25 protein-coding genes are annotated in these 25,534 nt (G+C 55.3%); 15 read left to right on the top strand and 10 right to left on the bottom strand.

Translation table 11 applies throughout. The features are described 5' to 3' along the window. Positions 1–7: 7 nt before the first annotated feature. Complete coding sequence (locus EAW52_RS11780; RefSeq protein WP_218567944.1) at positions 8–1,219, bottom strand: amino acid deaminase; 1,212 nt, start codon at positions 1,217–1,219, stop codon at positions 8–10. Positions 1,220–1,407: 188 nt separating this feature from the next. Continuing rightward, positions 1,408–2,664 carry an alpha/beta fold hydrolase gene (locus tag EAW52_RS11775; protein ID WP_256680788.1) on the bottom strand — a complete coding sequence of 419 codons (1,257 nt, stop codon included), beginning with the start codon at positions 2,662–2,664 and terminating at the stop codon, positions 1,408–1,410. A gap of 224 nt (positions 2,665–2,888) precedes the next feature. On the opposite strand from EAW52_RS11775, the gene EAW52_RS25945 reads away from it, so the two are divergent. The 15 genes from EAW52_RS25945 to EAW52_RS11705 all read left to right on the top strand — a co-directional run bounded on the left by EAW52_RS25945 (position 2,889) and on the right by EAW52_RS11705 (position 18,275). Further along, positions 2,889–3,053, top strand: coding sequence for a hypothetical protein (locus EAW52_RS25945; protein WP_010798332.1), 165 nt, complete (start codon positions 2,889–2,891; stop codon positions 3,051–3,053). Between the two features lie 166 nt (positions 3,054–3,219). Next, positions 3,220–4,008 carry a cystine ABC transporter substrate-binding protein gene (tcyJ, locus tag EAW52_RS11770; RefSeq protein ID WP_122042530.1) on the top strand — a complete coding sequence of 263 codons (789 nt, stop codon included), beginning with the start codon at positions 3,220–3,222 and terminating at the stop codon, positions 4,006–4,008. After that, entirely contained in the window at positions 4,005–4,673 is a 669-nt protein-coding gene (gene tcyL, locus EAW52_RS11765) for a cystine ABC transporter permease (RefSeq protein WP_122042529.1), read from the top strand. The genes tcyJ and tcyL overlap by 4 nt, the downstream gene beginning before the upstream one ends. A 3-nt stretch (positions 4,674–4,676) precedes the next feature. Beyond that, on the top strand, positions 4,677–5,429 hold the full coding sequence (gene tcyN / locus EAW52_RS11760) for an L-cystine ABC transporter ATP-binding protein TcyN (protein WP_122042528.1): 753 nt from the start codon (positions 4,677–4,679) through the stop codon (positions 5,427–5,429). Between the two features lie 279 nt (positions 5,430–5,708). Next, positions 5,709–6,908, top strand: coding sequence for an MFS transporter (locus tag EAW52_RS11755; RefSeq protein WP_122044787.1), 1,200 nt, complete (start codon positions 5,709–5,711; stop codon positions 6,906–6,908). A gap of 203 nt (positions 6,909–7,111) precedes the next feature. Then, the gene (locus tag EAW52_RS11750) at positions 7,112–7,888 is read left to right on the top strand and encodes a siderophore ferric iron reductase (RefSeq protein ID WP_122042527.1); all 777 of its coding nucleotides are present in this window, start codon (positions 7,112–7,114) and stop codon (positions 7,886–7,888) included. Further along, positions 7,869–8,639 carry an ABC transporter ATP-binding protein gene (locus EAW52_RS11745; RefSeq protein WP_244322578.1) on the top strand — a complete coding sequence of 257 codons (771 nt, stop codon included), beginning with the start codon at positions 7,869–7,871 and terminating at the stop codon, positions 8,637–8,639. The genes EAW52_RS11750 and EAW52_RS11745 overlap by 20 nt, the downstream gene beginning before the upstream one ends. 44 nt (positions 8,640–8,683) lie before the next feature. Continuing rightward, positions 8,684–10,669 (top strand): Fe(3+)-hydroxamate ABC transporter permease FhuB, encoded by a 1,986-nt coding sequence (gene fhuB / locus EAW52_RS11740; RefSeq protein WP_122042526.1) that lies wholly within the window; start codon positions 8,684–8,686, stop codon positions 10,667–10,669. 59 nt (positions 10,670–10,728) lie between these two features. Continuing rightward, positions 10,729–11,565, top strand: a complete 837-nt coding sequence (locus EAW52_RS11735) for an ABC transporter substrate-binding protein (RefSeq protein WP_256680787.1) — start codon at positions 10,729–10,731, stop codon at positions 11,563–11,565. Between the two features lie 169 nt (positions 11,566–11,734). Next, a complete protein-coding gene (locus EAW52_RS11730) occupies positions 11,735–12,973 on the top strand; it encodes an SfnB family sulfur acquisition oxidoreductase (protein ID WP_122042525.1) in 1,239 nt (412 codons plus the stop codon). 3 nt (positions 12,974–12,976) lie between these two features. Beyond that, positions 12,977–14,179, top strand: a complete 1,203-nt coding sequence (locus EAW52_RS11725; RefSeq protein ID WP_122042524.1) for an SfnB family sulfur acquisition oxidoreductase — start codon at positions 12,977–12,979, stop codon at positions 14,177–14,179. Positions 14,180–14,186: 7 nt separating this feature from the next. Continuing rightward, on the top strand, positions 14,187–15,587 hold the full coding sequence (locus EAW52_RS11720) for an LLM class flavin-dependent oxidoreductase (RefSeq protein WP_122042523.1): 1,401 nt from the start codon (positions 14,187–14,189) through the stop codon (positions 15,585–15,587). A 137-nt stretch (positions 15,588–15,724) separates the two neighbouring features. Next, positions 15,725–16,474 (top strand): MetQ/NlpA family ABC transporter substrate-binding protein, encoded by a 750-nt coding sequence (locus EAW52_RS11715; protein ID WP_256680821.1) that lies wholly within the window; start codon positions 15,725–15,727, stop codon positions 16,472–16,474. 3 nt (positions 16,475–16,477) lie between these two features. Further along, positions 16,478–17,638 (top strand): methionine ABC transporter ATP-binding protein, encoded by a 1,161-nt coding sequence (locus EAW52_RS11710; protein WP_122042521.1) that lies wholly within the window; start codon positions 16,478–16,480, stop codon positions 17,636–17,638. Then, a complete protein-coding gene (locus tag EAW52_RS11705) occupies positions 17,622–18,275 on the top strand; it encodes a methionine ABC transporter permease (protein WP_122042520.1) in 654 nt (217 codons plus the stop codon). Before EAW52_RS11710 ends, EAW52_RS11705 begins: the two co-directional genes overlap by 17 nt. Positions 18,276–18,331: 56 nt before the next feature. Here EAW52_RS11705 and EAW52_RS11700 read toward each other — a convergent pair whose 3' ends face one another. The 8 genes from EAW52_RS11700 to cheB all read right to left on the bottom strand — a co-directional run bounded on the left by EAW52_RS11700 (position 18,332) and on the right by cheB (position 25,530). Further along, positions 18,332–19,393, bottom strand: a complete 1,062-nt coding sequence (locus EAW52_RS11700) for a methyl-accepting chemotaxis protein (protein ID WP_372238916.1) — start codon at positions 19,391–19,393, stop codon at positions 18,332–18,334. 159 nt (positions 19,394–19,552) lie between these two features. After that, entirely contained in the window at positions 19,553–19,927 is a 375-nt protein-coding gene (locus tag EAW52_RS11695) for a response regulator (RefSeq protein ID WP_122042518.1), read from the bottom strand. An 11-nt stretch (positions 19,928–19,938) separates the two neighbouring features. Next, the gene (locus EAW52_RS11690) at positions 19,939–20,175 is read right to left on the bottom strand and encodes a hypothetical protein (RefSeq protein WP_010798349.1); all 237 of its coding nucleotides are present in this window, start codon (positions 20,173–20,175) and stop codon (positions 19,939–19,941) included. Continuing rightward, a complete protein-coding gene (locus tag EAW52_RS11685; RefSeq protein ID WP_122042517.1) occupies positions 20,172–22,586 on the bottom strand; it encodes a chemotaxis protein CheA in 2,415 nt (804 codons plus the stop codon). The genes EAW52_RS11690 and EAW52_RS11685 overlap by 4 nt, the downstream gene beginning before the upstream one ends. Then, positions 22,583–22,954: a response regulator gene (locus EAW52_RS11680; protein WP_010798351.1), complete on the bottom strand. Its 372-nt coding sequence runs from the start codon at positions 22,952–22,954 to the stop codon at positions 22,583–22,585. The genes EAW52_RS11685 and EAW52_RS11680 overlap by 4 nt, the downstream gene beginning before the upstream one ends. After that, positions 22,951–23,799 (bottom strand): protein-glutamate O-methyltransferase CheR, encoded by an 849-nt coding sequence (locus tag EAW52_RS11675; RefSeq protein WP_010798352.1) that lies wholly within the window; start codon positions 23,797–23,799, stop codon positions 22,951–22,953. The genes EAW52_RS11680 and EAW52_RS11675 overlap by 4 nt, the downstream gene beginning before the upstream one ends. Beyond that, positions 23,796–24,419: a HEAT repeat domain-containing protein gene (locus EAW52_RS11670; RefSeq protein WP_122042516.1), complete on the bottom strand. Its 624-nt coding sequence runs from the start codon at positions 24,417–24,419 to the stop codon at positions 23,796–23,798. Before EAW52_RS11670 ends, EAW52_RS11675 begins: the two co-directional genes overlap by 4 nt. Then, entirely contained in the window at positions 24,403–25,530 is a 1,128-nt protein-coding gene (gene cheB / locus EAW52_RS11665) for a chemotaxis-specific protein-glutamate methyltransferase CheB (RefSeq protein WP_122042515.1), read from the bottom strand. The genes EAW52_RS11670 and cheB overlap by 17 nt, the downstream gene beginning before the upstream one ends. Between the last annotated feature and the right edge of the window lie 4 nt (positions 25,531–25,534).

The raw sequence follows: 25,534 nt of genomic DNA, 5'->3' as shown, positions 1-25,534 counted from the left end.
GTCATTGTTAGAAATAAGTAGCGACGGCTCCGGTGACACGGTATTGCTCATCTACCAGGAGGAGCTGCTTCCATTTATCGAACGTGAGACATGGATGAGAAATATCGAAACACAGCATGTCCCCTACCTGCAGATCCGCCTCGGGTGGTACGTCCATAAAGGCATGCTGATCCATCATGGCGCTGACCTTCCAGGCTGCAGGCGCCTCCATTGGAGAGGCGGAATGACCGGGCCGAAAATGCAGCGTGGGAACAGGGAAACCGGCATCGAACGCCGCATCACGCTTGCCCAGTGCAATGATGGCGCGACCCGGCTCGGGTCGTGATTGCACATAGGCCCACAGCTGCAGGGCGGGCAGAAGGCTGCGCTGCATTTCCTGTGCAACAGGGTTATTGGCTTGAATACGTGCCTCGGCCGCTTTGTATATACCTACGTCATGGGTGAGATAGCAGCCGGGGCGTAACACAATATCCAAAGGCAGCCCCGTCTGAGGAAGCGCAAACTCCTCGGCAACCAGATCGAACCAGGCAGACCCAGCGCCTGACAGAATAATGCGAGGCTCGGCAAACCCGCTTTCATCAGCTATGGCACGCGTCCTTGCTACGGTTTGCTTAAGAAAATCACGGATTTCGGCCTCCTCTTTCAGGACCCCCTCGTAGACCTCAACCCCTACCAGGGCCAATGCGTGTGGCCAGTGTGAAATGGCGTCTCGCACTGCCTTTTCCTGCTCCTCATTACGCACCCCAGTTCGCCCACCTGATACGCCGTATTCGAGTAGAACCCTGAGACGCTGACCTCTCCCGCTGAAGTAACGCCCCAGGCTTTCGACGTTCTGAGGGGAATCAACTACACAGCAAAAGCTGAAACCGGGATCGGCCTCTTGCAGATCGGCAATCAGGGCCATATTGGCTTGGCCAACCAGCTGATTGGCCATTAGCACACGCCGTATCTCGTGGGTAAACGCAACGCGAACCTGTGGTGCAGTGGCGAGCGTAATACCCCAGGCCCCCGCCTCCATTTGCCGCTTGAACAATGCCGGGCTCATGGTGGTTTTACCATGCGGCGCAAGCCGTACGCCGTATCGCTCCATGAACTGCTTCATCCACTGCAGGTTATGCTCGATACGCTGTTCCCGCAGTACCGCAACAGGCAGACTCACGTCCTCCTTCAAGATATCCCACCCTGAGGCGGCAACTTCTTGGGTGGAGACAGTACCCACTAACGAACCGAGACCTTTTCCGAGTCCATCGACTTGTTCAGATGCAGCATGGTGAAGCTTCACGGCGATTCCCCTGCCTGGCTTTTTGAAAGCAACATACACCGAAGCGAGGTTTTATCAATTGATTGTGAAAACTAATTTCATAAGCAGAAGACCTGATGCCGTTATTGGATAAAAACAGGTCGTATTTAGGGAGAGATTGTGCTTTTGGCAGGGCATGTAGAGACAATGGGCTCGTCTGTCATGACTTTGTGAGCAAAGCTCAATGCATCCTTTTGAGAGACCAGCCAAGCCCCTGAATGGCCTTCGCCCTTATATACATGAGCCTCAATTGTCGTACCGGCATTGCAGGCCTCCCGAACCAGTAGCTGCTGCCCCTCTGGACGAACATCCCGGTCCGCATCGCCGGTTCCGACAAACAAGGGCTGGTCCAGCTTCAAGGTATTGAAGCGATATTGAGGCAAAAGAATCTTGGCCATCGTCTTTACCGCCTCGGGTTGAACCGTATTAGCCTGAGTGAGGCCCGCCTGCATGACCTCTCGTGCCAAGGTGCCCACACACAAGCGGGCGGCCTTTTCGAATAACGGCATGGCTTTTGGCGTAAACAGCGTCGAAGCATCGGTTACTGGCTGCCTCTGATGGGCAACCAGAGCTACGTAAAACATATAGGCAATACCGGGATCCACCTGGTTAGGATCTACCCCCGAGACGGTCATCGTTCTTTCCGTCAGATACGGTATACCTGTGACTATCGTGCCCTTGATATCCAGCTCCGGCGCATACTCCTTGGCAAATCCGGCCGTCGCAAAGGCCGCCCCGCCCCCTTGGGACTGTCCTGCCACGATCACCTTGTTGGCGATAGGATATCGTCCATCTGTAACGGCGCGGATACTATCGAGCACACCGTAGGCCTCAGAGCGTTTGGTCAGGTAGGGATGCAAACCGGGCGTGCCAAGCCCCTCATAATCCGTCGCGACAATGGCGTAACCCTGCTTAAGCCAGCGATTCAAGTAATCTTTGTAAACGGTTGGTGCTTCATTCCAGGACGGCGCGCAGACATCGGCCACGCCTACCGTTCCATGAGCCCACGCAAGCAACGGCCACCCTCCCCCAGGCGGTCGCCCTTTGGGAACGAACAACTGACCAGAGACCGTAATGGGCGAGCTGTCCAGACCGCTCACTGACGTGTAAAGAATACGAAACTGCCCTTCTGCATCCTCCAACCGATTTTGTGGGGGAAGTGGCTCACTGCGCAGCAACTCACCTGCAGCGGTTGGAATAGGTTTATCCCACCGATAGAACGTTGAAACGCCACCGTCCCCCGAATCCCAAGACTCTTGAGCCTTGGCTGACTCTATTCCCACTAGTAACAACTGGGCACTGACCAGCAGAGTTGCTCTGAGCAGTCCTCTACGTTCATGAACAGGTCTTGCTCTGAATGACATCGTACTGTCTCTCTGCAGAGTTTATGGGACGGCTTTTATGCAAGACAGCGACGACGACTCATCGTTTGATCAATGCCCTTTTGACCTGCTGCGCCGTACCAGAAATAGGAGTGCGAAGGCTCGCACAGTTAAAAAACCGAAGACCGTCTATCCTGTTTTTGCTTGTCGTACCGCTTCGCTTGGAATACTGTATATCCAAACAGGAAAAGGACTGAGGTTGCATTATGTCGCTTGATCAAGCGGAAATGACAGTTAAGCAAGACCTGGAATGTGCTCTGGCATCGCTGGACATGCAGCGTGACGATTTTCTCGAACTGGCGCGCGGCATCAGACAGAAAATCTCGGAAGAGACTGAGGAAGCCGTTGAGCTGGAAGCCAATCTTGGCTGATTGCTCTTGAGTTAAACGGTACTTCTCCCGCTGCGGCTGCACCTGATCAGCCGCACGCTAATCTCCTGATTAAAGCTTTTTGCTATATCTATAGCGCCGGAAGCTATTTTATTAGCCCACTTGTGTAATCTTATAGTTCTAGATCCTTACATTATGGAATAAGAACATGAGAACCGCTCTGCGTCGTTATTTCACGTTTGCAAGCCTGGCTCTGGCACTCGGTATCTCCGTTAATGCCCATGCAGAAGACCTGTTAAAGGAAGTCAAGCAGCGCGGTACGCTGGTGATTGGGCTTGAGGGTACTTACCCTCCTTTCAGTTACCAGGATGAAAACGGCAAGCTGACCGGTTTTGAAGTCGAGTTTGCCCAGGCGCTGGCCAAAGAAATGGGCGTACAGCCAAAAATCCAGCCGGGCAAATGGGATGGTTTATTGGCCGCGTTGGATTCCAGGCGTCTGGATGTGGTGATCAATCAGGTCACCATTAGCGAAGAGCGCAAGAAAAAATATGATTTTTCGACGCCCTATACGATCTCCGGTGTCCAGGCAATGACTCGCAAGAACGAGCAGGACACCATCAAGAAGCCGGAAGACTTGGCCAACAAGAAGGTGGGTGTTGGTCTTGGTACCAATTATGAGCAATGGCTCAAGGAAAACGTACCACAGGCTGATGTTCGCACTTATGAAGACGACCCAACCAAGTTTCAGGACCTGCGTGTAGGTCGGATCGATGCCGTTCTGGTAGACCGACTGGCCGCCTTTGAAATGGCTGCTAAAACCGGCAACCAGTTTGTACCGGCAGGCGAACCGTTCAATCGTCAGGAGTCGGGCGTGGCCGAGCGCAAGGGAAATCCCGAATTCCATGCCGCCATCGACCAAGCCATTGCCAAGATGAAAGCTGATGGCACGCTGGCCAAGCTCTCACAGAAGTGGTTCAAGGCTGACGTCACTCAATGAGCGAATCCAGCCTTCAACTGATACTGGATTCGCTTCCGTTTCTGCTCAAAGGTGCTGTCTGGACTGTACTACTCAGTCTGGGCGGCATGTTTTTCGGGCTGGTGCTGGGGTTCTTTCTGGCACTGATGCGGCTTAGCCAAAGCATGGTAGTGCGCGCAGTAGCGCGGGTATACGTGTCCTTCTTTCGAGGCACCCCACTGCTCGTGCAACTGTTCATGATCTATTACGGCTTGCCTGAGCTGGGCATTCAGCTAGATCCTCTGCCCGCTGCGCTCGTGGGTTTTTCGCTGAATATGGCCGCTTACATCTGTGAGATTCTGAGGGCAGCCATTGCCTCGATTGACCGAGGACAATGGGAGGCGGCTGCCAGCATTGGCATGACACGGACACAGACACTGCGTAGGACCATCCTTCCTCAGGCAGCCCGTACGGCGCTCCCACCTTTAGGTAACAGCTTCATTTCGCTGGTAAAGGATACCTCTCTTGCGGCTACCATTCAGGTCCCAGAGATGTTTCGCCAAGCGCAGCTCATTACGGCGCGTACCTTTGAAATCTTCAGCATGTATCTAACGGCAGCATTGATCTACTGGGTTCTGGCCAGCACCCTGGCGGCGTTGCAGAACACGCTGGAAAATCGGGTAAACCGGCATGATCAGGAGCGTTGAGTCATGATTGAAGTACGTAACCTGACCAAGTCATTCAATGGCCAGCCGGTGCTCAAGGGGATCAATCTGGATGTAGCAGCGGGCGAAGTCGTTGCCATTATTGGCCCCAGTGGCTCCGGCAAGACTACCCTGCTTCGTTGCCTGAATCTTCTTGAAACGCCCGATAAAGGCCGTATCCGCGTTGCGAATATCTCTATTGATGCAAGTCAGAACCTGAACTCGCAGCAGAGCCAGATTCGGGCGCTCCGCCAACGCGCCGGCTTCGTATTTCAAAGTTTTAACCTTTTTCCTCATCGTACGGCTCTGGAAAACGTGATCGAAGGGCCGATTGTGGTCAAACGGGAGGCCAGGGAATCCGCCGAAGCCCGGGGCCGGGCATTACTGGCGAAGGTAGGCCTGGCGGGCAAGGAAGATGCGTATCCCAGACGGCTATCCGGCGGACAGCAGCAGCGCGTTGCCATTGCCCGTGCGCTGGCGATGCAGCCCGAGGTTATTCTCTTCGATGAGCCCACGTCAGCCCTTGATCCTGAGCTGGTCGGTGAGGTGCTGACAGTCATTCGTGACTTGGCCAATGAGCAGCGGACCATGGTAATCGTGACGCACGAGATGAGCTTCGCCCGTGACGTGGCGCATCGCGTGCTGTTTGTCGATCAGGGCGTGATCGTGGAACAAGGAGAAGCTAAGGAGCTGTTTGCCGATCCCCAGGAAGAACGGACGCAACGATTCTTGAGCAAATTCAGAAGTCATGAAGGTTAGGCGCTAACCTCTGTGGCCTGTTGGTCACTGCTTGTCGGGCCACCTCGGTTAATAGCTGGAACAGCCTATTAACCGAGGTGGCCCAAGATTACTTGGCGCTGTTTCGAGCTAGTCAGTGCATTTAAACGATAAACATATTTAATTCATGACTATATCGCTTTCGATGCTTGTAACGGCTTGTAATCGAGAATGCAAAGAATACGCATAATCAAACAGTCGCTTTCTTGTTGATCCGCATGCATGATTTGCGGCCTTTTCAGCTGGCTGAGCCCGTTCGCTATGAATTTACGTTTTTGCCTCATTGCCATGACGGCCCTGGCAGTTATTGGCGATAACATGCTCATTCCGTTTTATCCGCAATACTTTGCTAGCCGTTTTGACGATCCTCGTCCCGAGCAGGTCGGTGCCTACCTGGCTGCTATTTGCGTTGTTGTCATGTTTGCCTTTCCTCTCTGGGCCAAACTGGCCAAGCGGGTGCATCCTATTCGGATCCTGATCTGGACACAGTTGGCTGCGGGGCTGCTCAGCGTATGCTGCTATACCATCGACTCCCTGCCCTTGTTCTGGGTTGTCTCACTAGGCATGGTGGTCTTCAAGGGCAGCTATCTCTTGATGTATCCCTATGTGATGAGTCTGGAAGCCAAGGAAAGCCACACGCGAACCATTGGCACATTGTCGGTTGTGGTGCATTTCGGAGCCATCTTTGGCGCCGCTGTGGGCGGGCTGGTTCTCCAGGCGCTGGAAATGGGCGAAGTGTTCCTGATCATGGCGCTGGGCGACTTCATTCAGATGGCGATCTGTATGCGTCTGATGCGAGACAAACCTCCCGCTTCGGGAGAAGCTCCAGCCTCCAGCGAAACCCCGGAACAATCTGCAGCCGAAGTGCCTATCGCCAAACCAGGTAGCCACCTGATCATTTACAAGCTCTGTCTGATCATGTTGCTGTTCTACTTCAGTGCCTATGTCATTCGACCGTTCTTCTCGGTTTACTGGCAACAGGTTTCCGCTCTGGAAAATGAGCTCGTCACCGGCTTCGTCTATTCGCTGCCAGGCGCTGTAGCGCTAGTTGCACTCTGGTGGAGCAAGCGAGCCAGCCAACAAGGCCAGGCCTGGGAAGGTATCCTGTCCGCCCTGCTGCTTGGCGTCTGCGGTATTTTCATTCAGGGCGTTGAAAACGAAGTGGCCATCCTAGGAGGCCGTCTGCTGTTCGGCTGGGCCTTGTATCAGGTCACGGTGCGCCTGGATGCGCTCATGTTCGAGATGAGCAAGCCCGAGGCGTATGCTGTGGACTTCAGCAAGGTCAATTTTTTCCAAAGTCTGGGTGTCATGTGTTCATCCTATGGCGCTGGGCTTCTCGTCAGCCATTTCACGCTTTCTACGCCGTTCTGGGTAGGCGCAGCCGGCCTGCTGCTCACGGCAGTTCTCTTTCCGCTACTGGTTAAAGCGCCCAACAAGGCTGCAACAGCGGCCAAGGCGTAAATGGTTGAGGCGGTGGCAACCCTCTGCCACCGCTCACCCTGTTCCGCTCATCGCAATCTAGCGAAATGTGACACCTGGATTGCTAATGATAATTTGATGCATTTGTATTTAAGTGTTTAAATCGGCATTTCCGAGCATGTCCTCCCGAACGGCCGAACCAGACGTTCGGGAGATGACATCTAACCTCGTTCTGGGTCCGACGTATGACGATTCAGGTAAAGACTGATCTTACCCGCCTGCTGGATCTTTCCGCCCTTTCCTATTTAGGGCTCAAGGGAACGATAGGCCCTGCAGGCCCGGATGACCTCGCCTGCGGCAGTGCCAAAAACCATGTGCGCATTGCAGCGCTTTATGACCATTGGCAGCAGGCCCATCCGGAGGCCGGCCCCCATTACTGGTCAGCGCGTAGCTGGACGCTCATGGTCTGGCAGCCGATCTACCTGACGATTCTGGGTGTCCACCTCGGTCGATGTGCTCCTTCTCTCGATCAGTTTGCCCAGCGCGTACACCACGGGTTCGTGGCAGGGTTTTACCTGCATGATCATTGTCCCTATATCGCCGACCAGGACACGTTGATTCGTGTCGCCGCCAAGCAATTACAGAACCTTTGCGAACGGCAGCTGGAAGAAGCAGGCACGGTTTTCAAGCTCAACCCGAAAATGGCCCGCCGTCTGGCAGCAGACTGTGTGCTGGCAGCCCTTCTCTATGTGCAGAACAACCTGCGCGAAACGCTATGCAACACCCGTATGCGTGTGCTGGAAGGTATGTGGCTAGAAGCGCTGGGCCTCAAGGACAACAGCGAGCTGATCTGCATTGCGCTTGACGACGGACAAGAGCGGCTGGCGCTTGGACGCAAGGTCTGCTGCCAACACTTCCGCCGCGCAGATGGCGAATTATGCAGCACCTGCCCCAAGCTCAAGCAGGAAGAGCGCATTGCCCGTTTACGACAGGAGTTAACCCTTGAAGCTGCAACTCACTGATATCCGCGTCAACCGCGGCGGACGACTCATTCTGAGTCTGGACCAGCTGCGGCTTGCCGGAAATGAGCTGACAGTCATTCTAGGGCATAACGGTTCCGGCAAGTCGACATTGATGAACCTGCTGGCGCGTCAGACCGTGCCCGACAGTGGCAGGATCGAGCTGGATGACCAGCCCATCGCACGGTTGAGCCAGCGGGAATTTGCGCGGCTGATTGCCTTTCTGCCTCAGCGGTTGCCGGAAGTCGCCGGGCTTACAGTACGTGAACTGGTGCGCCTGGGCCGTTTTCCCTGGCGCGGTCTGTTAGGCCGCTGGCAGCGTGAAGATCTGACGATCATCGAGCGAGCCATGCAACAAACCGATGTGGCACATTATGCCGATCACCTGACCGACACCCTTTCCGGCGGCGAACGGCAACGGGCCTGGATTGCGATGCTGCTAGCCCAAGAATCGCCACTGATTCTGCTAGATGAACCCACATCGGCCCTGGACCTCTCCCATCAGTATGAGCTGATGGGCCTTTTACATGAGCTGAACCAGAAGACCGGCCGCGGAATTGTCGTCATTCTGCACGACATCAATCTGGCTACACGTTATGCCGACCGTATCGTTGCCCTCAAGCAGGGTCGGCTGTTCTTTGACGGGACGCCACAGGCCTTGTTGTCCAGTCGTTTGCTATCCGAGCTGTACGAGATCGATATTCAACTCATTGAGCAGCCTGCGGCGCAGCGCAAGATTGCGGTTGTCGCCTGAAGATGCACGTTACCCGCACCGGGACGGGCGTCCCGTCCAGAAACATGTTATCTACTGCACCAGGTCTTCTGCGTTATCCGCTCACGCTACTGTCATTGCTTCTGGTACTGCTCGTACACCTGCAGATTGCTTCACCGCTGTCGTTAGGTCAGCAGTGGCATGCATTGTTCGATGCAGTCAGCCAGGATTTCACGCTGCTGCAATTCCGTGACTCGGCTCTGCCGCGGGTTGTAATGGGTCTTCTGGTTGGGGCAGCGTTGGGCTTATCAGGCAGTCTTCTTCAGCAATTGACGCAAAATCGTCTGGTTTCACCCATGACTATCGGGTCGGCCTCAGGGGCATGGTTGGGACTGGTTTGTGCCACGCTGATTGCACCAACCCTGGCTGCCGATCATGGTGAATGGGCCGCGCTACTGGGCGCAATGGCTGCAGTAGGCATTGTCCTGTTGATTGCAGGGCGATCTGGTATTGCTGGTCTTCCAATCGTTTTGGCCGGTATGGCCATGAATCTTCTTCTAGGAGCGCTGGCCTCGGGGCTCGTATTGCTCAACGATCAGTACGCCCGGAATCTTTTCCTCTGGGGGGCTGGCGATCTGGCGCAAATGGACTGGCAATGGGTCATCTGGCTGCTGCCCAAGCTGGCGGTCGGTCTGCTTGTCCTGGCCTTTGCCCAGCGACCGTTGACCCTGCTGCGCCTGGGCAGTGAAGGCGCACAAGCACGCGGCATGAATTTATGGCCGGTTATGTTGATGCTGTTTCTCGCCTCACTGTGGCTCACATCCGTTTCCATTACCGCGGTCGGCCTGATTGGATTCATTGGTCTGCTCACACCTAATCTTGCGCGGTTGTTCGGCGCTCGTACCGCCTTTGATGAGCTGCTTTACAGCACGCTGCTGGGAGCTGTTCTACTGCTGACAACCGATGCACTGGCTGTGCTCGCCAGTCAATGGACGATCAACCTGATTCCCAGCGGAGCCGCGGCCGCATTGATAGGTGCACCGGCACTCTTATGGCTTTCGCGCCGCAAAATGTCGGCAGAAGATCAGCGTGGACTGATGCTCCCAGGCAATAGCGACCGGAGAATCACCACATCAGGCTGGGTAATTATTCTGGGCATTGCCCTGGCGATTGTATTACTGACCCTATGCTTGGCGCCGGGCGCCCAAGGATGGCAATTGAACTGGCCCTCCTCCCTCGTCTGGTCCTTTCGCTGGCCGCGGACGCTAACGGCCGCCTCGGCAGGATTCGGACTGGCGATTGCAGGCGTCATTCTTCAACGTCTGCTGCGCAACCCTTTGGCGAGTCCGGACATTCTTGGCCTTTCCGCTGGGGCAACGCTGGCCCTTCTCATAAGTGCGTTTGTCATGGGTGGGACTATCCAGACTGCAGGCGGGCCATTGGCGGCTTTTGCCGGGAGCATGCTGGTCTTAGCTGTACTGCTTCTGTTTGGTCGCCGGCACCAATACGCACCGGGCATGCTGGCATTAGTAGGCATCTCCCTGATGGCATTGCTGGACGCCATCCTTCAATTTGCCCTGGCCAAGGGGACAGCAGACTCCTTCGCCATCATGGGCTGGTTGGCAGGTTCGACCTACCGGGTTTCGGCCAGCCAGTCTGTCGGACTTTGTGTAGGCGTTCTGCTTATCGGAGGGGTCAGTCTATTGTTCCATCGAGGCCTGTCGCTGATTTCGATAGGTGACGGCGTGGCCCTTGGTCGCGGCCTGAATCTGACGCGCCTACGTATCGTGCTATTGGTTCTGGTTTCGCTGATGTGCGCGCTCGTGACCAGCGTAATGGGGCCGGTCGCCTTTCTGGGCCTGCTGGCACCGCATATTGCAGCCATCCTGGGTGCCAGGAAAGTCCTGCCTCAACTCTTGCTCGCCACCACGCTGGGTAGCGTCTTGATGCTTGTTGCCGATTGGATAGGCCGCGTCATGATCTATCCGCTTCAGATGCCGGTAGGCATTGTGGCGTCCGTTCTGTGTGGAGTCTATTTCATTATTTTGTTAGCCAGACAGCGAGGCGCGTAGGGTTGCTCAAGCATAAAATCAGTCCCAGCCTGCTCCGTTGGGTCCTAACCGGACTCTTAATGATCGGCTCTGCACTCGCTCACGCAGCCGAAACACCGCAGCGGGTAGTCGCGCTCACCTGGGAAGCGGCTGAGCATTTGGTCGAAATGGGGATCACGCCCTTGGCGGTAGCGGACGCCGATGACTACAAGGTGTGGGTCGTGCGCCCTGCTTTGCCATCATCGGCTCTCAATGCTGGAAGCCGTGTCGAGCCCAATCTTGAGCTCTTGGCCGAACTCAAGCCAGACCTGATCATCTCCAGCCCGGCTCTTGAAGATCTACGTGGCAAGCTTGAACGGATCGCCCCGGTAGAGTCATTCGACAGCTATCGACAGGATCACAACAATTACGAAACCGCACGGCAAAATTATCTGACTCTGGCCAAGCAGTTTAATCGCCTCGATCAGGCACAGCAGCGCTTGGCGGAAATGGATCGCCATATTGCTGAACTAAGGCAGCGGCTGCTGGAGCACTTCAATGGCGAACCTCCGAAGGTCACGGTGATTCGCTTTTCTACGCCGGCGGTGGCTTATGTGTATGGCGACAACTCCATGCCCCAATATGCCATGAACCTACTGCATCTTCAGCCTGCCTACCCATTGCCAGCCACTGCCTGGGGTATCACACAGAAACCTATCAGTGAGTTGGGGAAAATACGTGAAGGCGCTGTACTGCATATCGAGCCGTTTGCCCAGGAAGACAAACTCTTTCCTACCCGCCTCTGGCAGGCTATGCCATTCGTGCAAGCACGTCGATTTGCTACGGTCCGCTCAACCTGGACTTATGGCGGTGTTTTTTCGGTGGAATATCTGGCTGAGTCGCTTGTAGACGCGCTCCTGACCTTACAGCCTGAGTAACGAGCTTTCTGCTCTTAAGCTCGCTCTAAGCTTATAGCTCGAAAGTATTTATAACTCTTTTTAAATTCCTTTAACGTCTATTTACCGGATCACCGGACCTGCACTGATTTTTCATCTGTCGGTCCGGCTCCGCTGTGGATCTGGCCGGCATTGCTCATTGCGAGGCCGTATGCTCAAGCCAGATACCCTTCTTGATAACGACCAGGATGTAGCTCCACCCGTCTACCCTGCCCGTATTCTCACTACCGACGCCGAAGCCATTGCTGCTGCTCATGAGCTAGCCCGTTTCGCTGCGCAAGAAGCATCGCTGCGTGATCAGGAGCGCAAACTTCCCTGGGCCGAAATCGAGCGTTTTACTACCAGCGGTCTGGGTAGCGTATTCGTTCCCAGAGCCTTTGGAGGCCCTCAGGTTTCCTTTGTAACGATTGCTGAAATCTTCAAGATCATTGCCAAGGCTGATCCAGCACTGGCTCAAATTCCCCAAAATCATTTCAGCATTCTCAATGTCATTCGAAGCGTAGCGTCCGCCGAGCAACAGCAGCGTCTATTCGAAAGTGTGTTGGCTGGCTGGAGAATAGGCAATGCAGGCCCCGAGCGCGGCAGCAAACATACATTGGACCTGAAAGCGCGCCTGACATCCGAAGGTGATCACTTCCGCTTGAACGGCGAAAAGTTTTATTCGACAGGTGCCCTGTTTGCCCATTGGGTAACCGTCAAGGCATTGGATGAAACCGGACGACAAGTCATGGCGTTCGTCCGGCGCGGAACACCGGGGCTTCGAATCATTGATGACTGGTCCGGCTTTGGACAGCGCACCACAGCAAGCGGAACAGTCATTCTCAATAATGTTCGTCTCCCCGCAGAAGACATTATTCCGATCGGATTGCTAAGCACTAAGCCTTCCTTACAAGGTGCGTACGCGCAGCTGATCCATGCAGCCATCGATGCAGGCATAGCCCTGTCTGCTTTGGCTGACTTGAGGTGGTTTGTTGTTGGTAAAACTAGACCCTGGCCTGAGGCTGGTATTACTAAAGCACGAAATGAGCTTTATCTGATTGCAGAGGTTGGACGGCTAGAAGTTGAACTGCATGCAGCTGAGGCGCTACTGCAAAAGGCAGCCGAAGTGCTTGATTCCTTTAAGGACCAGCCTGTTGATGAATTGCAGGCTGCTCAAGCCTCAATCGCAGTAGCCCAGGCCAAGGTACTGACCTCTGAGATTGCGCTAGCCGCAAGTGAAAAACTCTTCGAGCTGGCTGGCAGCCGAGCCACGCTAGCTGAGTTCAACCTTGACCGACATTGGCGCAACGCACGGACGCATACCCTTCATGACCCTGTGCGCTGGAAAGTACATGCCATTGGCAATTATCACTTGAATGGCATATCCCCTGCCCGCCACGCCTGGATCTGAGCCATGAATGCACCTGTATTGCACGGTATTGCCGACCGGATCGAAAGTGATGAACAGGCATTAATGATTGCTACCGAGCTGGCCACCCTTTTCAAGCAAGACGCCGCTCAGCGGGATCAACATCGGACGCTGCCGTGGAGTGAATTGGAGCAGTTCTCCCAGTCCGGGCTCTGGGCCATTACAGTACCCAAAGCGCAGGGAGGTGCTGAAGTCTCCAGCGTAACGCTTGCCAAGGTCATCGCTATTATTGCTGCGGCAGATGGCTCCCTGGGCCAGATACCGCAAAATCACTACTACGCCTTGGAAGTGCTGCGGGTAAATGGCAGTGCTGAACAGCAGCGCAAGCTGTATACCGAGGTGCTGGCGGGTGCCCACTACGGCAATGCACTGGCCGAGATTGGCACCAAGACGGTACTGGACCGCACTACCCGTCTCATATCTGACGGGGACGGTTTCAAGGTCAACGGGCGCAAGTTCTATGCAACCGGCGCACTGTATGCTCAGCGCATCCCCACCTCGGTTGTGGATGACGAAGGCAAGCAGCGGCTGGCCTTTATCCCGCGCACCCGTGAGGGCGTAACCGTCATTGATGACTGGTCTGGCTTTGGGCAGCGGACCACAGGCAGCGGCTCGGTCGTGCTGGATAATGTCGCGGTAACGGCTGATGAGGTCGTACCCTTTCAGACAGCATTCGAGCGCCCTACTACGGTAGGCCCTTTTGCCCAGCTGTTACACGCAGCGATCGATACAGGCATTGCGCGAGGTGCTTATGAGCATGCCCTTCTTTTTGTCCATGAACAGGCACGTCCCTGGCCCGATTCCGGTGTTGAGCATGCCTACGAAGACCCCCTGACGATCAGTGACATAGGTCGGCTGGCCATACGTGTTGCCGCCGCGGAGGCCTTGCTTGAGCGGGCTGGAGAGGCACTCGATAAGGCGCAGCAAGGTCCGACCGCAGACACCGTAGCTGCCGCCTCCATTGCGATCGCTGAGGCGCGTGCGTTGAGTACAGAGGCCTCTCTACTGGCTGGTAATAAACTCATTGAGCTGGGTGGTGCCAGGGCCAGTCTGGCAGAGCATGGGCTTGATCGTTACTGGCGTAATGCACGTGTACATACCCTGCATGACCCCGTGCGCTGGAAATATCACGCCATTGGCGACTACTACCTGAACGATACCCTGCCGCCCCGACGCAGCTACCTCTGAGGTTGTCATGGCAAAGAAACAGATTCGGCTAAACGCCTTCAACATGAATTGTGTCGGGCACATCAACCATGGGCTCTGGACGCATCCACGGGATGCGTCCACCCAGTACAAGACGCTGAGCTATTGGACTGAGCTGGCTAAGCTGCTGGAGCACGGTTTATTCGACGGTTTATTCCTTGCTGACATCGTAGGGGTCTACGACGTGTACGGTGGCGGTATCGACCTCACGGCGAGGGAGTCCATCCAGCTTCCGGTTAACGACCCTCTCCTTCTTGTCTCTGCCATGGCGTCCCATACCACGCACCTTGGGTTTGGTGTGACTGCAAATCTCACCTATGAACATCCGTACCTGCTGGCTCGACGGTTCTCAACGCTGGATCACCTAACGGCCGGCCGTATCGGCTGGAACATCGTGACGGGCTATCTGGACAGCGCAGCCAGGGCGATGGGGCTTACCGCTCAGCATGAGCACGATCGTCGCTACGATCAGGCTGATGAATATCTAAGCGTGCTTTACCAACTGTGGGAAGGCAGCTGGGAAGATGATGCTGTCATCGCTGACCGCCTGGGCCGTGTCTACGCACGACCGGATAAGGTGCACAAGGTTAGACACCACGGAGCGTTCTACGACGTTGAAGGTTATCACCTGAGCGAACCCTCCCCACAGCGCACACCTCTGCTTTACCAGGCTGGATCCTCCGAGCGCGGTGTCCATTTCGCCGGGCAACATGCGGAATGCGTTTTCATTGGCGGTCAGAATATTCAGGCGGTCCGGCATCAGGTTGACCGAACACGTGCCTGCGCAGTAGCCGCCGGGCGTACGCCGGACGCCATCAAAGTCTTTATGGGGTTGAGCGTGATCGTTGCGCCGACTGAAGCTGAGGCCCGGGAAAAGCATGCGGACTATCTACGCTACGCCAATCCAGAAGCAGGCCTTGCTCACTTTTCCAGCTCGACAGGTATCGACTTCGCAGGTTATGGGCTTGATGAGCCTATCCGTTATCAAAAGACCAATGCTATCGAGTCGGTCGTCAAGGCGTTTACCGCCAAGGACAGTGGTTGGACCAAGCGCAGGCTCCTTGAGCAGCACGCCTTGGGCAGCCGATACCCGCTTGTTGTTGGCTCGCCAAGCCAAGTGGCGGATGCACTGGAGCAATGGATCGACGAAACCGGGCTAGATGGATTCAACCTGACACGCATCGTTACGCCGGAAAGCTATACGGATTTTATCGACTTAGTAATTCCAGAGTTGCAGGCACGGGGTCGCTACAAGACAGCCTACGAGCCAGGCACCCTGCGTGAAAAGCTGTTCGCCCAAGGTGCTCGGTTACCACCAGACCATGCCGGTACACATTGGCGAAACCTGACACATCAGGTCAGCCAAACGGCTAGACGAACTGCAATTTGATCTCAACGACTACTGGAACGCTTCCAGCCTCGCCTCCCATGACCTTGAACAGGATGACCGATATGCTGCACCGATTGAACCCAGGCCGTGGCTGGATAAAGACCTTCGCCCTTACAGCACTGCTAGGCGCTGCAGGCATGACCCACGCGGCCGATCTTAATGAGCCACTGAAACTCGGCACAACAGCAGCCTTTGCCCCTCCACTGGAAGCGGCTGTAGCTGAAGCTGGAAAGCAAGGGTTGAAGGTAGAGCTGGTCGAGTTTACCGACTGGATCGCCCCTAATGTCAGCTTGGCTAACGGGGACATTGACGTGAACTACTTCCAGCACATTCCGTTTCTAGAAAATGCACGAAAGGAAGGTGGTTATGACCTGATTCCCTATGCCCCCGGCATCATCAACAACGTAGGCCTCTATTCGAAAGAGTATAAACGCTTCGAAGACCTGCCGGACGGCGCCCGTGTGGCAATTGCCAATGACCCTGTCAATGGAGGACGTGGCTTACAACTACTGGAAAAAGCAGGCCTGATCACCTTGAAGCCCGACGTGGGATACAAGGCGACTCCAGCCGACATCCTGACCAATCCCAAGCATATACAGATCATCGAGCTGGAAGCCGTTCAACTGGTGCGCGCCTATGATGATGTCGATCTGGTCCAGGGCTACCCGGCCTACATCCGCCTGGCCAATACCTTCGACCCCTATTCGGCTCTGCTTTTTGACGGGCTTGATCACCCTGAATATGTCATCCAGTTCGTCATTCGGCCTGACCGGCAGAACGACGAACGCCTGCGCAAGTTCGTCAATATCTATCAGCATTCCCCGGCTGTGCGTGCAGCCTTGGACAAGGCGCACGGAACCCTTTACCAAACCGGCTGGAGGAGCTGATTCATGGCGGGATCGATTACACCTATTCGGCAGGCTCGAAACACTCATGAAGCAGAGGCGGACCAATCCTCTCATGCACTACCCTACCCCCTTACCTCTACCGCACTGGAACGCGCCGAGACCCATATCCGCTTTCAGGATGTTGGTAAAACCTATAACGGTGAGCAAGGGCCAGTGCGTGCGCTGCATGGTATAGATCTGGCTGTGCGCAGGGGTGAGATATTCGGCATCATCGGGCGCAGTGGTGCGGGCAAGTCTTCCCTGTTAAGGACAATCAACCGACTCGAGCAGCCAAGCGAAGGACAGGTTCTGATAGACGGCGAGGATATTGGACGCTACGGCACAAGCGAGCTGGTTGCCTTGCGCCGACGTATCGGCATGATCTTTCAGCACTTCAATCTGCTTTCTGCCAAAACCGTACGGCAAAATGTGGAATTGCCTCTTAAAGTCGCTGGCGTACCGTGGCAGGAGCGGCAGCAGAAAGTCACCTCACTCCTCAAGCTGGTAGGTCTGGAAAACAAGCATGATGCCTATCCTGCACAGCTGTCTGGTGGTCAGAAGCAACGCGTCGGTATTGCTCGGGCGCTTGTCCATGATCCCGACATCCTGTTGTGCGACGAAGCGACTTCAGCGCTGGACCCTGAAACGACACAGGCCATTCTGGCGCTGCTGCGTGATATTAATCGATCGCTGGGACTGACCATTGTATTGATCACCCATGAAATGGAGGTGATTCGCGAAATCTGCGATCGTGTCGTCGTGCTTGAGTGTGGTGCAGTAGTCGAACAAGGCCCCGTATGGAGAGTCTTTGGTGATCCCCACCATGACGTGACCCGCACCCTGCTCTCTCCGTTGCAGCAAACGCTATCAGATGATCTTAAAGCGCGTCTGCAGACACAACCGCTACGCCAGAACGATACCCTCCTACTTGAACTGCGCCTAAACGGCACCAACAGCCGTGAGCCTGACCTGGGATTACTCTTCAACGCGCTGGGTGGACAGCTCACGCTTATCAGATCAAGCATCCAACGACTTCAAGGGCGCACGGTAGGCCATCTGCTGGTCTCGATTAGGCACTATCCCCACGCTCAGGAAGAGCTGATCAAGCGGGCTCGGCATATTTTCGACGATGTGGAGGTATTGGGTTATGTCGCTGCTGATTGATCGTCTATGGCAAGGGCTACTGGATACGCTGCTAATGGTAGGCGTCTCATCCCTGATCGCATTGATTGCCGGTATTCCACTGGCTGTATTTTTGGTTACCAGTGGTAAAGGTGGAATGTTCGAGGCTGTCCGCCTGAACACGCTGATTGGGAGTGTCGTCAATCTCTTCCGCTCCATTCCCTTTCTGATCCTGATGGTGGCTCTTATTCCGTTCACCCGCCTGATTGTAGGCACCACTTACGGTGTATGGGCCGCCGTCGTACCGTTGGCTATCGCAGCAACGCCCTTCTTCGCCCGTATCGCTGAAGTGAGCCTGCGTGAGGTAGACCATGGTCTGATCGAGGCCGCCCAGGCCATGGGATGCCAACGCCGACATATCGTCTGGCATGTTCTGCTACCTGAGGCCATGCCGGGTATCGTGGGCGGATTCACCATTACGCTTGTTACGATGATCAATTCCTCTGCCATGGCGGGTGCCATTGGTGCGGGCGGCCTGGGAGATCTTGCTTATCGCTATGGTTATCAGCGGTTCGATGTGTCAGTTATGTTCATTGTCATTACAGGGCTGGTATTACTTGTCACATTGATTCAATTTGGCGGGGATCGCTTGGCGAAGGCGTTAAACCATCGAGCATGAGCCGATAAAAAAGGCCAGTCGGGAGCCCGCTGGCCTTTTTTGCATTCGTATGAAGTTCAAAACAGTTCGATCTTGAGTCCTTCGGACTGCACTTCGTGTCCCCGACCTATCTCTTCAAGATGGCCTTTGTGCTGTGAGTGCGTCACGTAGCTGTTCAGGTGCTTTTGCATCCGAGCATCGAGATCAGGTAGCTCCCCCGGCTGACAGGTTTCAGGTGAGGCAAGCCCGACACCATAGGCCTCCATAACATCGCTCAAGGTGTCCAGCATATGACTGCTCTGCTCCAAGCGCTGACGTAGCGGGTCCTGGAACTGCAAGCAGGACAGCACGTTTTGAAGGTCATTATTTACTTCGGAACTCAACCCCTTAACGCCGCTCACTACAGTTGTCATGCAATCAGCTGCTTCCTGCAGATATTTGACCATCGAGCGCAACTCATTACCCACATGATCCAACCCGCTCTTGGCTAAAAAATCCTCTTGGCGATTTTGGGCTGCTGTTGACTCTTCTTCAAAGCGCGAGGCCAGATTTTGGATGGTTGAAGAGATTGAATTAGCAGCTTCTGCCGTACGGGCAGAAAGATTACGTACTTCGGTGGCCACTACAGCAAATCCACGTCCAGAGTCCCCTGCCCTTGCAGCCTCGATGGCAGCATTAAGCGCGAGCAGGTTGGTCTGCTTGGCAATATCGCTGATGAGTGCAATCAATGGTCCCGTCGCCTTGACCTCTTCATATAGTCGGCGCATACGCTCGATATCGCTGCTCAGGCTTTCTTTGCGCTCCTTCTCAAATGAAGACAGCGTAGCCAATGTCTTCTCGTTGCGCAGCTGATGGCTATCCGCCTCGCGAGATAATTGCTTAGCAGAGCTACAGCCTTCACTTACCGTCTCGGATAGCTTCTGACCTGTAAGATGAATGTTATTGAGACGCTCAATTGCACACAGTACATTGCGCTCGGTCTCATCACTCACCTCTTTCAGGTTACGCTGCACGATGCGGCTCAGGCCAGGTACGGCATTTGCCGTGGCGACTGTCTTATCAAACAGTCCCGCATGTGTGCTTCCCTCTTCCAGCGGCTCAGAAACATGGACAGAGATCTGGGACAACTTCCACGTCATTAATAACAATGGAATGGAGAAAAACACGGCGACGCCCATGCAGGCCAGGGTTGACTGTTGCGCCAGCCAAGCCGACCAGACCGGCGAGCTGAGGCCCAGCGCCACGATGGTCAGCAACAATCCGGCTTTGAGGTAGGCTTGGTTGTTCATTTTGGCTCCTTAGGCGCCCGGCAGGACTTGCTTGATGACCTTGAGCAGGTCCGCTGCCCCGACAGGCTTCACTAGCCAGCCGGTGGCACCATTCTTTTTGGCCTCGTCACGCTTGCTTTGCTGGCTCTCGGTAGTGAGCGCCAGAATGGGAACAAAGCGCATTCCAGGTAACGCACGAGCCTTGCCGATCAGCTCAATACCACCCATGTTGGGCATATTGATGTCGGTGATGATCAGATCCGGCTTGTAGCCGCCTTGCAGCTTGCTCATCGCCTGCACGCCATCATTGGCCGCCTCGACTTTAAAGCCGGACATTTCCAAGCTGCTGCGCAGACTCATCAGCATGGTCGCGGAGTCGTCGACGATCATGATGTTCTTGCTCATTTCACTCTCTCCTACGCATTCAGTGCGGCTTCAAGCCACACCTTTATATCGGTATTTTTCGGCCAAACTGAAACGTTTGGTTTCAATGCCATAAGTACTTGCAGATCAGCGGTATGCAGGTGTTCGAGGTCACCCAGATTGACCTTTGCGGCCGGGTTTTTCACCAGCCATTCCAGCAGGGTTTCGGCCTCTTCCACCGTGACTTGATCAGCCAATACGGCTACGCTTTTCTTGAAGGTAATGCTCATTCGAATAGCTCCGTGGGGTTGAGGATCATTAGGATGGAACCATCCCCCATCACGGCCGTACCGGAGTAACCAGATAGCTCACCGAGAATGCCCACCATGGGCTTTAGGATGATGTCGATCGAGCCGTGGAAATCATCAATGATCAGGCCGACCAGCTCGCCTCGGCTGCGTAGCACCATCAAGGCGTACTCATCATCCTCGTTAAGCACCTGCTCCTCGGAGACCGCCAGCATCTGGTTCAAACTCTTGAGCGGAATCGTGCGACCGCGCAGTTGCGCGGTGGGCTGATGCTTGATGGTATGGATCGAATCCTTAGGTAAGCGCACGGTTTCCATGACTTGATCCATGGGAATGCCAAAGCGCTGACCGCCTGACTCAATCACCATGACCTGCGTTACTGCCATGCTCAGCGGCAGTGTCAGGCTCAGCTGCGTACCCTTGCCGACCTGACTGGTCAGGCGCAGTTGGCCGCCCACTTTTTCGATACCTGAGCGCACCACATCCATACCAACGCCACGGCCGGACAGATCGGAAATCTGCTCCGCAGTCGAAAAGCCCGGCAGGAAGACCAGATTGACCAGCTCCTGATCACTCATCGCATCCAGGGCGGTCTGTTCGACCAGACCTTTACCAGCCACCTTGGCCTTGATCTTTTGTGGATCGATACCGCGACCATCGTCTTCAATAACAATAACCACATGGTCCGCGTTCTGGCTGGCGCGAATACGCAGCGTGCCGGTTTCCGGCTTGCCAGCGTTTGTACGCTCCTCCGGAAGCTCCAGCCCGTGATCCATGGAGTTACGGACGATATGCACAAGCGGATCGGCCAAGGCCTCGATCATGGATTTGTCCGCTTCGGTGTCTTCCCCTTCCAGGATGAGGTTGACCTTCTTGCCCAGCTTGCGCGCGATATCACGCACCAGACGCGGGAAGCGCTGCAGCACGAAAGAAACCGGCATCATGCGTACTTGCATGATGGCGTCCTGCAGGTCTTCGGCGATACGGTTGACTACGGCATATTGAGCCTTGATCTCTCGCGCCAGCTCGCGCTGACCATATTGGTCTTCAGCACGCTCGGCCAGATAGGGTAATCCGTTCTTGGCAACTACAATCTCGCCAATCAGGTTCATTAGGCGGTCGATCTTTTCCTGCTCGATCTTGAGGACCTTAGGCGTAACATGATTGCCAGCCTCCTCCTGACGCCGACCGGCAGATGCCTCGGAAGGCGCGCGTGCAGCTTCCGCCACCGGAACAACAGGTGCTGCGGGATCAAGCTGTGCCGACAGCCATGCGCTCATGGCCTCTTGAGTACGACCCTCTTCTTTGGGCACCTCGGATATGGGGTCAGCACCTGCCTGCCAGTGTGCCTGGAACCAGGCCATGATCGGTGTGGCGCTGCGCTGCTGATCGGCATCTATCACGCTACGCTGCAAGGTCTCATTGAGTGCAGGATAAGCCATGAGAACATTGGTTAATGTCCGGACGATGGCGGCATGCTGACCGCTACGCCAAGGCTGAGAAAGACAGGCAGCCAAGGCTATCTGCTGAGTGCCTACTACGTCCCGTACCAGTGGATCGATTGCTTCGTTACCATGGCTTGAGCTCTGTTGAGCCTCTTCGTCCGGAGCAGGTGCAGTAAACAGTGCCGCTGTTACGGCCTCCCAGCTGACCTGATCACTGACATACCGGAAGTGCTCAGCCAGATCCTCTTCCCGTATCGCTAACAGGAATTCGATACGCAGATTGCAGTGATAGGCATCCAGTTCTGACGCTGCCGCCCAGGGCTCTACAGCGGTCACACGACGCCAGAAAATGTCCGGCAGCTGACGCACCAGGTGCAAAGGATCGGTGCCCTGGAAAAAACAATCGGCGGCAGGACAATACTCAACACGGTAAACGCATTGTTCGTCCTTCAAACGATCGGCTATGTGCTGACGTACTTCATCATTCAGTTCAGTAGCCCAGGCGGGCGACTCGCTTTCAGACGTACCGTTTTTTGCGTCAGCAGCAACCACGGCCGTCTCGCTGCTGGTAAGCCACGCGCGCAGCCCATCGACCAGTTCACGAGGCGGAACCTGAAAGCCGTCACCCGGCTGACCGTTTTGTTCGATCTCATCCAGGAACTCGCTAACATAGTCAGCCGTGTTCAAAAGCTGATCAGCCAGTTGTTGATTGAAGTCCAGCTCACCGTTACGGACTGCATCCATCACGTCTTCAGCGGCATGCAATACACTGGTCAGCGCCGGAAAATCAAACAGGCCTGAGTTACCTTTAAGCGTATGCACCAGGCGGAACAGTTCGCCCAGTGGGGCGGTATCGCCAGGCTCTCGTTCCATGGCGAGCAAGGTACTGCCAATAGACTCCAGGGCTTCCCGGCTTTCCTGAATAAACTGTTGCAGCAATGCGTTCACTGGGCACCTTCTCCGGTCAGAACATTCACCAGCCTCAGCAACGCTTCCGGCTTAATCGGTTTAGTTAAGTAATAATTAGCACCAGATTCCCAAGCCTGCTGACGATCATGATCACCCGACTCGGTTGTAATCATTACCGCAGGGGCCTGTTCAATAGGCCGGGAGCGCAATTCACGCAGGAAGCTGAAGCCGTCCTGCATGGGCATATTCACGTCTACCAGATACAGGTCGTAGGGCGTCTCGAGGCTTTTTTCCAGCGCCTCAATGCCGTTGATGGCCTCGTCAACGTGATAACCGGCTTTCTCTAGTATTTGTCGGTTGAATAGCCGTACGGTGGCCGCGTCGTCGACGATCAGAATGCGTTTCATCGGGCCTCCAACGGCTTCTGGTAAACAATTGCTTCAGGGAATTTGCGCACCTGGAACAGAGACGAGATACGACTCATGGACTCCGAGTGACCCAGGCAGATCATCCCGCCTGGATTGAGTGCATCAAAAAACGTGTCGGCCGCCTGGCGACGCGACAGGTCATCGAAATAGATCAGCAGATTGCGACAGAAAATAATGTCGAAGCCCTTATAAGCCTTCACATCGGCAGCGCTCATTAGGTTTACCCGGCTGAACTCGACGCTTTGACGAATATCGTCGATCAGCTGGTAATCCCCGCTTTTCTGCTGCTTGAAATACTTTTCCAAAAGCGTGGCCGGCAGGTTGTGTACCGAACGCGGGCTATAAAGGCCTCTTCTGGCGCGCTCCAAAATGTTGGTGTCGATATCCGAGGCGATCAGCTCAACATCCCACTCCTCAATACCCTTCCAGTATTCGAGCAAGTACATGGCGATGGAGTAAGGCTCCTCACCTGAGGACGACGGCATCGACCAGATACGAATGGGCCCTGAGTCACGCTTACGTCGGGTGACCTCCTCCAGCATGTTCGTCACGAGACACTTGAGCTGATACTCCTCGCGGAAAAAGTAGGTCTCATTGACGGTCATCGCATTGACCAGAGACTGCAGCTCATCACCCGATGCCTGAAAACGCAGGTTCACAAAATAGTTGCGAAAAGTACCCGCGTCCGTGGCCTCGATGCGCTCGATCAAGCGCTTGTCCACGAAATAGCGCTTCGAGTCATCGAAGTGGATACCGGTCTTGCGGTAGAAGAATTCGCGAAACTTCACGAAGTCTTCCTTGGTAATCGCGGGTGTCTGGCTCACAGGGCTGATTCTCCACGCAGGCGCTGGATAGCCAGATCAACGGCGAAACGCAGGTAAGCCTCATCAGGGAAGCGCTCAAGACAAGCCTCAAGCACCGGCACCGCACGCTCGCTCCCGATTTCGCACAGCAGATCCACGGCGCAGGCACAAACGTTAAGGTGCGGGTCATGCTCCAACAGGTCGATCAGCCACAGCTCGACATCCGGATGCTTGAGTGATTCCAGAATGCCGATAGCCAGGATGCGGACGTCGGCGTCGTAGTCCTGCAGCGCGTTCTGAATCAACCCAGGGTGCTGAACACCTGCCGTCTTCAGAGCTTCGATGGCATCGTTACGTAGCGCCGCATCCTCACTGCGCAGGCAGTCAAGCAGAGCGGTGACTGAGCTGACATCGGCGATAGCAGCCAGACTGGTGATAATGGCCTCACGCACAGACGGTTCGGCTTCTTCTTCCAGACGATCGATCAGAGCGCTACTGGCGTTTGGAAACCTAGCTATTGCTCGTGCGGCCAAGCGACGAGCCGCGGTATCGGGGCTGTCGAGTGTATCAAGCAGCTGCTCGAACCCGCTTGGCTGGTCATCACCGGCCTGATCGGCCAGAGTATTACGAACGAGTGGCATGGCGGGATACTCGAGAAGACGTAGTGGTTTTACCGCTGCCCCAACGGATAAGGGTGGCGGCCATTTCAGTGCAGGCCATAATTTCCGTGGCACCGCCACGACGAATCAGCTCCGCCGGCATACCAAACACAACAGATGATTCCTTGGATTCAGCCAGGGTGCGGCCCCCACGGCGCTTGAGTTCGGTCATTTCATCAGCACCGTCGTACCCCATACCTGTCAGCATTACGCCGATCAGTTGAGTCGGTAGAAAGTGCTGCATGGCAGTCTCCACCATCAGGCTGACGGAGGGATGCCAGAGGTACTTGTTGTTTTCCGGCTTGGGCAAGGCATAAGGACGGCCTGCACGACGACCGATACAGACGTCACTACCCCCCATCCCAACGTAAACCGTACCCGCCTCGAGCGGCAGGGGTCTGCTGACCTCTACCACCGTGAGTGCGCAGACATTGTTCATGCGCTCGGCGAAAGCACGGGTAAAGTTGGCCGGCATGTGCTGGGAAACCACGATCGGCCAGGGATAGCTCGCCGGAAGCTTCGATAGAATTTCTTCCAGCGTACGAGGGCCGCCAGTAGAGGAGCCGATCAGCACAAGGCCTTCACCTAAGTCACCTGCCAGCTCTACGGCTTTTTCCACCGGCTCGCGCTCGATTTGGGAGCAAGTCTGGGAGCGAGTCAGCGCGGTTGATCCGGCGCGTGGTTTTCCCGCCTTCTTGAGCTGAGCGCCAGCAGCGGCACGCACCTTGGCAACCAGGCTGTCACGCACCTGATCGATATTCAGGGAAATCGTACCGCCCGGTTTGGGAAAGAAATCCACCGCGCCGAGCGCCAACGCTTCAAGCGAGGCAATAGCGCCCTGCTCGGTCAGCGATGAAAACATCACGACCGAACGAGGCTTTTCTGCCATGAGCATAGACAAAGCCGTCAGCCCGTCCATTTCAGGCATATTAATATCCAGGGTGATGACGTCCGGATCGAACTGGCGAGCCAGCTCAATCGCTTCGAGGCCATTGCGGGCCATTTCGAGTTCGAAATCACCTTCGGCCTCGAACACCTTTTGCAGATGGCGACGCATTAATGCGGAGTCATCGACGATAAGCAGACGAATCATGACG

It is taken from the genome of Pseudomonas sp. LTJR-52 (genome assembly GCF_003691465.1).
Lineage (GTDB): Bacteria > Pseudomonadota > Gammaproteobacteria > Pseudomonadales > Pseudomonadaceae > Chryseomonas > Chryseomonas luteola.
This window is presented reverse-complemented; position numbering and strand designations above follow the sequence as displayed.

What these genes read in the sequence shown, in the direction of transcription:
- tcyL (WP_122042529.1), top strand. Translation starts at nt 4,005, where the DNA reads ATGAGCGAATCCAGCCTTCAACTGATACTGGATTCGCTTCCGTTTCTG.
- EAW52_RS11720 (WP_122042523.1), top strand. Translation starts at nt 14,187, where the DNA reads ATGGCAAAGAAACAGATTCGGCTAAACGCCTTCAACATGAATTGTGTC.
- EAW52_RS11695 (WP_122042518.1), bottom strand. Translation starts at nt 19,927, where the DNA reads ATGAGCAAGAACATCATGATCGTCGACGACTCCGCGACCATGCTGATG.
- EAW52_RS11730 (WP_122042525.1), top strand. Translation starts at nt 11,735, where the DNA reads ATGCTCAAGCCAGATACCCTTCTTGATAACGACCAGGATGTAGCTCCA.
- EAW52_RS11750 (WP_122042527.1), top strand. Translation starts at nt 7,112, where the DNA reads ATGACGATTCAGGTAAAGACTGATCTTACCCGCCTGCTGGATCTTTCC.
- EAW52_RS11725 (WP_122042524.1), top strand. Translation starts at nt 12,977, where the DNA reads ATGAATGCACCTGTATTGCACGGTATTGCCGACCGGATCGAAAGTGAT.
- tcyJ (WP_122042530.1), top strand. Translation starts at nt 3,220, where the DNA reads ATGAGAACCGCTCTGCGTCGTTATTTCACGTTTGCAAGCCTGGCTCTG.
- EAW52_RS11705 (WP_122042520.1), top strand. Translation starts at nt 17,622, where the DNA reads ATGTCGCTGCTGATTGATCGTCTATGGCAAGGGCTACTGGATACGCTG.
- EAW52_RS11715 (WP_256680821.1), top strand. Translation starts at nt 15,725, where the DNA reads ATGACCCACGCGGCCGATCTTAATGAGCCACTGAAACTCGGCACAACA.
- EAW52_RS11680 (WP_010798351.1), bottom strand. Translation starts at nt 22,954, where the DNA reads ATGAAACGCATTCTGATCGTCGACGACGCGGCCACCGTACGGCTATTC.
- cheB (WP_122042515.1), bottom strand. Translation starts at nt 25,530, where the DNA reads ATGATTCGTCTGCTTATCGTCGATGACTCCGCATTAATGCGTCGCCAT.
- tcyN (WP_122042528.1), top strand. Translation starts at nt 4,677, where the DNA reads ATGATTGAAGTACGTAACCTGACCAAGTCATTCAATGGCCAGCCGGTG.
- EAW52_RS11775 (WP_256680788.1), bottom strand. Translation starts at nt 2,664, where the DNA reads ATGTCATTCAGAGCAAGACCTGTTCATGAACGTAGAGGACTGCTCAGA.
- EAW52_RS11700 (WP_372238916.1), bottom strand. Translation starts at nt 19,393, where the DNA reads ATGACGTGGAAGTTGTCCCAGATCTCTGTCCATGTTTCTGAGCCGCTG.
- fhuB (WP_122042526.1), top strand. Translation starts at nt 8,684, where the DNA reads ATGTTATCTACTGCACCAGGTCTTCTGCGTTATCCGCTCACGCTACTG.
- EAW52_RS25945 (WP_010798332.1), top strand. Translation starts at nt 2,889, where the DNA reads ATGTCGCTTGATCAAGCGGAAATGACAGTTAAGCAAGACCTGGAATGT.
- EAW52_RS11710 (WP_122042521.1), top strand. Translation starts at nt 16,478, where the DNA reads ATGGCGGGATCGATTACACCTATTCGGCAGGCTCGAAACACTCATGAA.
- EAW52_RS11755 (WP_122044787.1), top strand. Translation starts at nt 5,709, where the DNA reads ATGAATTTACGTTTTTGCCTCATTGCCATGACGGCCCTGGCAGTTATT.
- EAW52_RS11735 (WP_256680787.1), top strand. Translation starts at nt 10,729, where the DNA reads ATGATCGGCTCTGCACTCGCTCACGCAGCCGAAACACCGCAGCGGGTA.
- EAW52_RS11670 (WP_122042516.1), bottom strand. Translation starts at nt 24,419, where the DNA reads ATGCCACTCGTTCGTAATACTCTGGCCGATCAGGCCGGTGATGACCAG.
- EAW52_RS11690 (WP_010798349.1), bottom strand. Translation starts at nt 20,175, where the DNA reads ATGAGCATTACCTTCAAGAAAAGCGTAGCCGTATTGGCTGATCAAGTC.